The sequence below is a fragment of the Rhizobacter sp. P1_G5 genome (genome assembly GCF_056405435.1).
This window is the reverse complement of record NZ_JBFUCB010000182.1, coordinates 1-9857: the sequence shown is the minus strand read 5'-3', so window position 1 is coordinate 9857 and position 9857 is coordinate 1. Positions and strand designations below refer to the sequence as shown.

At 69.5% G+C, this 9857-nt stretch carries 11 protein-coding genes; 4 read left to right on the top strand and 7 right to left on the bottom strand.

The genetic code is table 11. The annotated features are described in order from the left end of the window. Positions 1–501, bottom strand: a 501-nt coding sequence (locus tag AC1D12_RS14585) for a class II aldolase/adducin family protein (protein ID WP_477841136.1), incomplete at its 3' end; no start/stop codon positions are given. A gap of 93 nt (positions 502–594) precedes the next feature. Here AC1D12_RS14585 and AC1D12_RS14580 point away from each other — a divergent pair. From AC1D12_RS14580 to AC1D12_RS14570, 3 genes are read left to right on the top strand one after another with little or no spacing between them, the layout of a single operon-like run. After that, on the top strand, positions 595–1299 hold the full coding sequence (locus tag AC1D12_RS14580) for a Crp/Fnr family transcriptional regulator (protein WP_477841134.1): 705 nt from the start codon (positions 595–597) through the stop codon (positions 1297–1299). Between the two features lie 37 nt (positions 1300–1336). Beyond that, complete coding sequence (locus AC1D12_RS14575; protein WP_477828761.1) at positions 1337–2416, top strand: phosphotransferase family protein; 1080 nt, start codon at positions 1337–1339, stop codon at positions 2414–2416. 33 nt (positions 2417–2449) lie between these two features. Then, positions 2450–3664, top strand: a complete 1215-nt coding sequence (locus tag AC1D12_RS14570) for an acyl-CoA dehydrogenase family protein (RefSeq protein ID WP_477841133.1) — start codon at positions 2450–2452, stop codon at positions 3662–3664. A gap of 86 nt (positions 3665–3750) precedes the next feature. Here AC1D12_RS14570 and AC1D12_RS14565 read toward each other — a convergent pair whose 3' ends face one another. Next, complete coding sequence (locus AC1D12_RS14565; RefSeq protein WP_052211435.1) at positions 3751–4509, bottom strand: hypothetical protein; 759 nt, start codon at positions 4507–4509, stop codon at positions 3751–3753. A gap of 75 nt (positions 4510–4584) precedes the next feature. On the opposite strand from AC1D12_RS14565, the gene AC1D12_RS14560 reads away from it, so the two are divergent. Continuing rightward, a complete protein-coding gene (locus tag AC1D12_RS14560; RefSeq protein ID WP_047502679.1) occupies positions 4585–5277 on the top strand; it encodes a glutathione binding-like protein in 693 nt (230 codons plus the stop codon). A 100-nt stretch (positions 5278–5377) separates the two neighbouring features. Here the strand turns inward: AC1D12_RS14560 and AC1D12_RS14555 are convergent, their stop codons facing one another. The 5 genes from AC1D12_RS14555 to AC1D12_RS14535 form a co-directional block, all read right to left on the bottom strand. Next, complete coding sequence (locus AC1D12_RS14555) at positions 5378–6445, bottom strand: ABC transporter substrate-binding protein (RefSeq protein ID WP_477841130.1); 1068 nt, start codon at positions 6443–6445, stop codon at positions 5378–5380. A gap of 11 nt (positions 6446–6456) precedes the next feature. Next, on the bottom strand, positions 6457–7629 hold the full coding sequence (locus AC1D12_RS14550) for an NAD(P)/FAD-dependent oxidoreductase (protein ID WP_477841129.1): 1173 nt from the start codon (positions 7627–7629) through the stop codon (positions 6457–6459). Next, positions 7626–8996, bottom strand: coding sequence for an FAD/NAD(P)-dependent oxidoreductase (locus tag AC1D12_RS14545; protein WP_477841127.1), 1371 nt, complete (start codon positions 8994–8996; stop codon positions 7626–7628). Before AC1D12_RS14545 ends, AC1D12_RS14550 begins: the two co-directional genes overlap by 4 nt. Then, positions 8993–9295, bottom strand: a complete 303-nt coding sequence (locus AC1D12_RS14540) for a (2Fe-2S)-binding protein (RefSeq protein ID WP_477841125.1) — start codon at positions 9293–9295, stop codon at positions 8993–8995. Before AC1D12_RS14540 ends, AC1D12_RS14545 begins: the two co-directional genes overlap by 4 nt. After that, positions 9292–9857 (bottom strand): ABC transporter permease (locus AC1D12_RS14535; RefSeq protein WP_477841123.1); only part of this gene is annotated, 566 nt, incomplete at its 5' end. The genes AC1D12_RS14540 and AC1D12_RS14535, both read right to left, overlap by 4 nt.

Below are 9857 nucleotides of genomic sequence, written 5' to 3'. Positions count from 1 at the left end.
GCCGAGGTCCTTCACGAGCCGCGGCTTCTCCTCGTCGCGCAGCGCGACGCCTTCGTAGTCGTGGTACGCGAGGCTCGACAGGATGAAGATCGACTGCTGCGACAGCGGCAGCACCCCACCCTGCTGCGCCGACACCGCGACGCCATTCAGCGTGTGCGTGTGCAGCACGCACTGCGCATCGTGGCGCGCCGAATGGATCGCGCTGTGGATCGTGAAACCGGCAGGGTTCACAGGGAACGGCGAGTCGTCGAGCTTGTTGCCCTGCAGGTCGATCTTCACCAGGCTCGATGCGGTGATCTCGTCGAACATCAGCCCGTACGGGTTGATCAGGAAACGGTCTTCCTCGCCCGGCACGCGCGCGGTGATGTGGGTAAACACCAAGTCGTCCCACTTGAAATGCGCTACCAGCCGATACGCCGCCGCAAGATCCACGCGCGTGCGCCATTCGGCATCGCTCACGCGACCTTCCTTGCTCGTGATGTCCAGCGCTCGTTCGCCCATGATGTGCTCTCCTTGTGAAGGGAATCCGCGCACTCTTTCAGCAATGACCTTCGTGGACAATGAGGTCGCACCCTGTCACGTCAGAGACAAAACATGAATACCCCCGTTCTTACAATCGATGAGCAGGCCAACATCGAATCGGGTTCGTGGTTCTCCAAACTCTCGCAGCCATTGCGCAATGCCATCCTCTCGCGGTCGATCGTGCGCCGTGTGCACGACGGCGCCTTGCTCTCGTCGCGCGGCGAAGCGGCCGACGAATGGTGCGGCGTCGCCAAGGGCGCGGTGCGCGTCAGCTCGGTCTCGCTCTCGGGCAAGCAGATCACGCTGACCTACGTGGAGCCCGGGCTGTGGTTTGGCGACATCTCGCTGTTCGACGGCCTGCCCCGCACGCACGATGCGAACGCGCATGGCGCGACCACGCTGCTGGTGGTGCGCAAGGCCGATTTCCGCGAACTGCTCGCGCAGCACACCGAGCTCTACGAGGCGCTGCTGAAGCTGAACTGCCGCCGGCTGCGCCTGATGTTCGACGTGGTGGAAGACCTCAACACGATGCCGCTCGCGGCACGGCTGGCCAAGCAGATCCTGCTGCTGTCGCGCAGCTATGGCATCGAGCAGGGCCAGGAGATCCGCATCGGGCTGCAGCTCGCGCAGGAAGACCTGGCGCAGCTGCTCGGCGCGTCGCGCCAGYGCGTGAACCAGGAACTGAAGGGCTTCGAGCGCGACGGCGCGGTGCGCATCGAGCCGACGCGGCTGGTGGTGCTGTCGAAGGACAAGCTGCTCGCGATTTCGGAACGCTGAGAATCGAGCGCTGACGCGCGAACGTTGACAGGACCGCATGGACGCCTACACCGGAACCAAACCCGTCGCCGAATCGCATGCGTTCGACATCGCCGCGCTGCAGGCCCACCTGCAGGCCGCGCTGCCGGGCTTCGCCGGGCCGCTGCAGGTCGAGCAGTTCAAAGGCGGGCAGTCGAACCCGACCTACAAGCTCGTGACGCCGTCGCGCTCGTACGTGATGCGCACCAAGCCCGGCCCCGCCGCGAAGCTGCTGCCGTCGGCACATGCGATCGAGCGCGAGTTCCGCGTGATGCGCGCGCTGCACGGCAGCGCCGTGCCGGTGCCCGAGATGCTGCTGCTGTGCGAGGACGAATCGGTGATCGGCCGCGCGTTCTACCTGATGGAGTTCATCCAGGGCCGCGTGCTGTGGGAGCAGTCGCTGCCCGGCTTCGAACCCGCCGAGCGCAGCCGCCTGTACGACGAGATGAACCGCGTGATCGCAGCACTCCACCAGGTGGATGTCGCCGCCGCGGGCCTGGCCGACTACGGCAAGCCGGGCAACTACTTCGAGCGCCAGATCGCGCGCTGGGGCAAGCAGTACCAGGCCTCGATCACGCAGCCGATCGACGCGATGGACGCGTTGATGCAGTGGCTGCCGGCCCACATGCCGGCCAGCGCGCGCGACGAATCGCAGGTGTCGGTGGTGCACGGTGATTTCCGGCTCGACAACCTGGTCTTCCACCCGAGCGAGCCGCGCGTGCTGGCGGTGCTCGACTGGGAGCTCTCGACGCTCGGCCACCCGCTGGCCGACTTCAGCTACCACTGCATGTCGTGGCACATCCCGCCCGGCGCGTTCCGCGGCATCGGCGGGCTCGACCTGGCCGCGCTCGGCATCCCGGGCGAGGCCGACTACGTGCGCCGCTACTGCGAACGCACCGGCCGCGCCGATCCGCAGGCGGTGATGGCCGACTGGAACTTCTACATGGCCTACAACCTGTTCCGCATGGCCGGCATCCTGCAAGGCATCGCGAAGCGGGTCGAGGACGGCACCGCCTCGAGCGCGCAGGCGCGCCAGGCCGCTGCCGGCGCGCGGCCGCTGGCCGAGATGGGCTGGCGCATTGCGCAACAAGGCACCTGACACGGCAACCGAGCACCTCCCGGAGACTTCCTCATGGACTTCAGCTACTCCCCGCGCACCCAGGAACTGCAGGCCCGCGTGGCCCGCTTCATGGACGAGCACGTCTTCCCGGCCGAGGCCGCCTTCAACGCCGAGATCGAGGCCAACACGCACGCCGGCAAGCGCTGGACGCCGCTGCAGCTGATCGAGGGACTGAAGACCAAGGCGCGCGCGCAAGGCCTGTGGAACCTGTTCCTGCCCGAGAGCGAGCTCGGCGCCGGCCTCACCAACCAGGAGTACGCGCCGCTGGCCGAGCTGATGGGCCGCGTGCCCTGGGCCAGCGAGGTGTTCAACTGCTCGGCGCCGGACACCGGCAACATGGAGACCATCGTGCGCTACGGCACGGCCGAGCACAAGAAGCGCTGGCTCGAGCCGCTGCTCGACGGCAAGATCCGCAGCGCGTTCGCGATGACCGAGCCCGATGTGGCCTCGTCGGACGCGACCAACATCGAATCGAGCATCCGCCGCGACGGCGACGAGTACGTGATCAACGGCCGCAAGTGGTGGATCTCGGGCGCCGGCGACCCGCGCTGCGCGGTCTACATCTTCATGGGCAAGACCGACCCCGAGGCGCCGCGGCATTCGCAGCAGTCGATGATCCTGGTGCCGGCCGATGCGCCGGGGGTCAAGGTGGTGCGGCCGCTGCCGGTGTTCGGGTATGACGATGCGCCGCACGGGCATTGCGAGATGACGTTCACCGACGTGCGCGTGCCGGCCAGCAGCATCCTGCTCGGCGAGGGCCGCGGCTTCGAGATCGCGCAGGGGCGGCTCGGCCCGGGCCGCATCCACCACTGCATGCGGCTGATCGGGCTGGCCGAGCGGGCGCTCGAGCTGATGTGCCGACGGGCGTCATCGCGCGTCGCGTTCGGCCGCAAGATCGCTGACCAGGGCGTCACGCGCGAGCGCATCGCCGAGGCGCGCTGCAAGATCGAACAGGCGCGGCTGCTGACGCTGAAGGCGGCGTGGATGATGGACGTGGCCGGCAACAAGACCGCCAAGGGCGAGATCGCGATGATCAAGGTGGTGGCGCCATCGATGGCCTGCCAGGTGATCGACTGGGCAATGCAGGTGCACGGCGGCGGCGGGATGAGCGATGACTTTCCGCTGGCGTACTTCTACACGGCGGCGCGGACACTGCGGTTTGCGGACGGGCCGGATGAAGTGCATCGCAATGCGATTGCGAAGATGGAACTCGGCCGATATAGCTGACCCACCCCCGAGGCGCTTCGCGCCTCCCCCTCAAGGGGGCGCCACCAGTGGCCCGGCAAAGCCGGTTCCACGGTGTCCGCTGGGTCTCAATGGCGCGACGAGTCCTTGGGATCATCCGGCCCGAGCTGGGTCTGCCACGCGGTCGACGACGTGCTCGGCCAGCCGCTGGCGGCGCCCTCGCCGGCGCCCACCCCACCGGCCACCCGCACCGCCTGCAGCACCGCCACCTCGAACAGGCCGACCGCCTGGCGCACCGCCGCGAGATCGGGGTCGGCGAGTTGCATGCGCAGGTAGACCCGGCCGCGCAACAGCATCAGCACGAACGGCGGCTCCTGCGCCAGCAGGTTGCCGCTGGCGTCTTCGAGCTGCCGGGCCAGCGCGCCCTCGACCCACGAGGCCGCCACCTGCGGCGTGTTGCCGACCAGCCCGAAACGCATGCGCACCGCCTTCGAGGCCGCGAACGTGACCTTCGCGAACATCGCGAGCCAGCGCATCTCTTCCGGCGTCGCGCCGTCGATCACGGTCTGCGTGCTTTCGGTGAAGCGCTCGAAGGTCTGGCGCTCCAGCGTCTCGCGCAACGGCTGCGACAGCAGCAGCACCTGCAGGTTCGGCGGCAGGCCGAGCTCCATGCGCAGCCGCAGTTCATGGCCCTCGATGTAGGGGCGCTGGGGCGAACCCCATTCGAGGCGCCACGGCTTGCTGTCCATGCCGCCGTCGATCACGAAGCCTTCTTCCTCGCGCACGCGCTTGAAGGCCATCTTGTTCTCGCGGGCCCACTCCGACACCGCCCGCCAATCCGGGCCGTCAGGCTTGCCTGAGATCAGTCGTTTGATCGCGTCGAGCATGAAGGCCGTGCTTGAACTAGAGTCGCATCCACACAGCACGCCCGTGCTGCAGAACGTCGACCTGAGGAAGACAAGATGATCGAAGTGTATTCGTGGGCCACGCCGAATGGCCACAAAGTTCACATCATGCTGGAAGAGTGCGGGCTGCCGTACAAGGTGACGGCGGTGGACATCGGGGCCGGCGATCAGTTCAAACCCGAATTCCTCGCGATCAGCCCGAACAACAAGATCCCGGCGATCGTCGACCCCGACGGACCGGACGGCCAGCCGATCTCGCTGTTCGAGTCGGGCGCCATCCTGATGTACCTCGCGGGCAAGACCGGCAAGCTGCTGCCCACCGGCACCACCGAGCGCTACCAGGTGCTCGAATGGCTGATGTTCCAGATGGGCGGCGTCGGCCCGATGCTCGGGCAGGCGCACCACTTCCGCATCTACGCGCCCGAGAAGATCGAGTACGCGATCAACCGCTACACCAACGAGGCGAAACGCCTCTACGGCGTGATGGACAAGCGGCTCGCGAAGTCGAAATACATCGCCGGCCCGGCGTACAGCATCGCCGACATCGCGATCTTCCCGTGGCTGCGCTCGTGGAAGAACCAGGGCATCGACTGGAACGACTTCCCGCACCTGAAAGGCTGGTTCGACGAGATCGCCGCCCGCCCCGCGGTGCAACGCGGCGTCGCGGTGCTGGCCGAGCACCGCAAGCCGCTCAACGACGAGAAGGCGCGCAACGCCCTCTTCGGAAAACAACAGTACGAGCGCCGCTGATCTCTCTATCTGACGATCAAGCAACGCCCCGGGGAACCGGCTTTTCCGGGCCCCTGGGGTGGCGCCCCTCGGGGGCAGGAGCGAAGCGACTGGGGGGCCGTCATTTCTCGATGGTCTTGTTCCAGCGCGCGTTCCAGGTGGGCCGGTTCGCGTTGATGCTCTCCCAGTCGAGCGTCACCGCGTTCTTCATCCACTGAGAGATCTGCGCAACCTGGGCCGCGCCCTCGCCGACCGCGGGCGCCTTCGGGTTGGTCGGGATCTGGCTGCCGTACTGCAGCACGTTGGCCTGCGCCAGCGGGCTCAGCAGGAACTCGGCGAGCTTCTGCGCCAGCTCGGGCTCGCTGTTGTTCGCGATCACGCACTGGCCGACCATCAGCACCACCGAGCCTTCCTTGGGCTGCGCGTACTCCACCGGGATGCCCTTCACCTTGAGGGCCGCCACCGCGGTGGGCGTCAGTGGGAACAGCGCGGCCTCGCCGGTCTGCACCATCTCGGAGAGCTTGGCCGAGCTCGGGATGTACTCGAGCACGTTCGGGCCGATCTTGTCCGGCCAAGCCTTGAAGCCGGGCTCGACGTTCTTGTCGTTGCCGCCCTGGATGCGGTTGAACATCAGGAAGCCGTGCAGCCCGAACGACGAGGACGCCACCGACTGGAACACCACCTTGCCCTTGAACTTCGGGTCGGCGAGGTCCATCCACGAGGTCGGCGCGGCCCAGCCCTTCTCGGTGAACATCTTCTTGTTGTAGGCGAGGCCCGTCATCCCGAGGCTCACGCCGCTGGCCATGTCGCCCTTGAAGCGCGCGGCCGGGTACAGGTCGTTCAGCGCCGGGCTCGGCCGCTGCTTCTCGCACAGCCCCATGCCGATCGCGCGCACCATGATGCCGTCGTCGAGGAACATCACGTGCATCTGCGGCTTGTCCTTGTTGGCCTGCGCCTTCGCGAGGATGTCCGACGAGGTGCCCGGCACGACGACGACCTTGGCGCCGTACATCTTCTCGAAGGCGGGGAACACGTACTGGGTGTACGCCTTCTCCATSGTGCCGCCGTTCATGCCGATGTASAKCGTCTTGGCCTGTGCATGCGCGGCRCCGGCGGACAGCAGCGCGGCAGCGGCGGCCACGGTTCCCACCAGCAGACGGCGGGCACGGAGCGAGGAAGTGCTTGGCATGGTCGATCCTTTCAACGATGAGACAACTCGGGAAGTGACGAGGGGGCGGAAGCAGCCGGCGGCGTCGGGGGTGCGGCAAACCGCTCGATGCCGAACGCGGCGATCGGCGTGCTGGTGTGTCCGTCGCGGGCCAGCTCGGCCAGCACCTCGCCGACGGCCGGCCCGATCTGGAAGCCCGCCCCCGCGAAGCCGAAGCCGTGGATCAGCCCGGGCATCGTGCGGCTGCAGCCGAGCACCGGTTCGCGGTCGGGCAGGTAGCCTTCGGTGCCGCTCCAGGTGCGGATCAGCTGGGCATCGCGCAGCGCGGGGATCAGCTCGATCGCCTGGCCGGCCAGCGCGGTGATCGCGTCGCGCTCCGAGCGCGCACGGTCGGCATCGAGCGCGAGGCCCGAGCCGCCGCCCAGCACCAGGTTGCCGCGCGCCACCTGCCGGCAGTAGATGCTCCCGCCCTCGACGCCGAGGCTCCAGTCCATCAGGGGCGGCAGCGGCTCGGTGACGGCCATCGCCGGGTGGCCGGAGCGCATCGGCACCGGCTCGCCGAACTGCGCCGCGAGCTGCCCGGCCCAGGCGCCGGCGCAGTTCAGCAACAGCGGCGCGTGCACCTCCAGCGTGGTTCCGGACCTCAGCGTGAACCCATTGCGGTCGCCGATCACTTCGTCGACCGGCGTGCGTTCCAGCACCACGGCCCCCGCCCGCTCGGCGGCGCGCGCGAACGCGGGCGAGACCAGCCGCGGATTGGCCTGGCCGTCGTCGCGGCACAGCGAGCCGCCGACCGCCTTCGGGCCCAGCCACGGGCACAGCGCGCGCAGGCGCTCACCGGAGACCAGCTCCAGCTCGAGGTCGAAGCCCTGGGTCATCGCGCGGTAGCGCTCCAGCGAGGCCATGTCGGCCGCGCTGCGCGCGATCTTGAAATGGCCGCTGCGCACATATTCGCCGTCAGTGCCGATCAGCTCCGGCAAGCGGCCCCACAGCTCGTGTGCACGCTGCGCGAGCGGCAGCTGCGACAGCGGCCGGCCCTGCCGCCGCACGCCGCCGTAGTTGACGCCGCTGGAGCGCGAGCCGCACAGGTCGCGCTCCAGCAGCACCACCTTGAGCCCCATGCGGCGCAACGCGAGCGCGGCCGAGCTGCCGAYGATGCCGCCGCCGACGATCGCGACATCGGTGACGATCCGCCGGGCCGTCATCGGGTGACCTCCGCTTCGCGCAGCGCCACGAACGGCACCGGCTTGATCGGCGCCTGTCCGCGCAGGCGCCCGACCTCGCCGACCGGCCGGCCGCAGGCCTGCGCCAGTACCTCGGCTGCCGCGACGCCGCACATGCGCCCCTGGCAGCGCCCCATGCCGACGCGCGACAGCGCCTTCAGCCGGTTGATGTCGTCGGCACCGGTCTCGCGCACGGTCGCGCGCAGCTGGCCGGCGGTGACGTTCTCGCAGCGGCAGACGACGAGTTCGTCATCGGCACGCGCTGCCCAGTCGGCCGGGAACGGGAAGGCGCGTTCGAGCCCGCGGCGGAACGGCCGGATGCCGGCCAGGCGCTGCTCCAGCGCCCGCGCCCGCGCGGCGTCGACAGGGATGCTGCGGTCTTCCAGCAGCGCCAGTGCAGCGCGCTCGCCGGCCCATTCCGCGGCGTCGGCACCGAGGATCCCGGCCCCGTCGCCGGCCAGGTACACGCCGGCCACGCTGCTGCGGCCGGCCGCATCGCGCAGCGGCAGGTGCGCGCGCTGCAACGCGTCGAACGCGAAGCCGCAGCCGAGCAGGTCGGCGAGCTGGGTCTCCGGGCGCAGCGCATGGCCCATGCCGACCGCATCGCACTCGATCGTGCGGGCCTGGCCGCGGTGCTCGAACTGCACCGCCTCGACCCGCTCGCCGCCGGCGATCCGCAGCGGCCGCGCACCGCGCAGGATCGGCACGCGGTGCGCGTGCAGCCAGGCCACGTACCACGCGCCCTTCATCAGCGTCGACGGCTGCGTCAGCATCAGCGGCAGCGCGGCGAGCTGGTCGACCAGCCGCGCGCTGTCGAGCACCGCCGCGACCTGCGCACCCGCCTTCGCATACTGGTACGCGACGAGGTACAGCAGCGGCCCGCTGCCCATCAGCACGACACGCTCGCCGATCGCGCAGCCCTGGAACTTCAGCGCCACCTGCGCACCGCCCAGCGTGAAGGYGCCCGGCAGCGTCCAGCCCGGCACCGGCAGCACGCGGTCGGTGGCGCCGGTCGCGACGATCAGGCCCTGGTACGGCACGCRCTCGATGCGGCCGCGGTGCAGCACGTCGAGCATGCCGCCCTGCGCGTTCCACACCAGGCTGTCGGGCCGGTGGTCGATGCGGTCGGCGAGGCCGTYGGCCGTGGCATGCAAGGCGCTCGCGCGCGCAGCCTCGGTGCCGTACAGCGCGGCGGCCGTGCGGCGAAAGTGCGCGGGCGGGCGCCGGTAGATCTGCCCGCCGGCACGCGGTGCCTCGTCGATCAGCACCGGCCGCAGGCCGTGCGCGACCAGCGCCTGCGCCGCGCRCACGCCGGCCGGGCCGGCACCGACGATCACGGGCGCCGTCATGTGCCCTCCCCGTCGCTCAGCAAGGCCATGCCCGGCGCGATGAAGGTGGCGCAGGCGCGCAGCCGCTCGCCGTCGGCCGTCGCGATCCAGCAGTCCTGGCAGGCGCCCATCAGGCAGAAGCCTGCCCGCGGCGCGTGGCTGAACTCATTGCGCCGCAGGCGGTCGTGCTGCGTCAGCACCGCGGTCAGCACGGTGTCGCCCTCGAGCGCGGTGGCCGGTTCGCCGTCGAGCGTGAAGGCGACGCTCGCACGGTCGGTCTCGGCCAGGCGCACCAGCAGCGGTCGATGCGTGCTCATCATCGGCGCCCCACCAGCACGCGGTCGAGCCCGTAGACGCGATCGAGCAGCACCATCGCGAAGGCCGTCACGCCGACCATCAGCGCCGACACCGCGGCCATCAGCGGGTCGATCGATTCGGTCGCATACATGTACATGCGCACCGGCAGCGTCACCGTGCTCGGCGAGGTCACGAAGATCGACATCGTCACCTCGTCGAAGCTGTTGATGAAGGCAAGCATCCAGCCGCCGGTGACGCCCGGCAGGATCATCGGCAGCGTGATGCGCCGGAACACGGTGAAGCGGCCGGCCCCGAGCGACGCGGCCGCCTGCTCGGCGCTGCGGTCGAAGCCGACCAGCGCCGCCACCACCAGCCGCAGCGTGTACGGCGTGACGATCAGCGCATGCGCGAACACCAGGAAGCCGAAGCTGCCGGTGCCGCCGACCAGCGCGAACAGCCGCAGCAGCGCGACGCCGAGCACCAGGTGCGGAATGATCAGCGGCGACAGGAACAGCCCGTTCAGGAACTCGCGCCCGGCGAACTGGTGGCGCGTGATCGCGAGACCCGCGGGCACCGCCAGCAGCG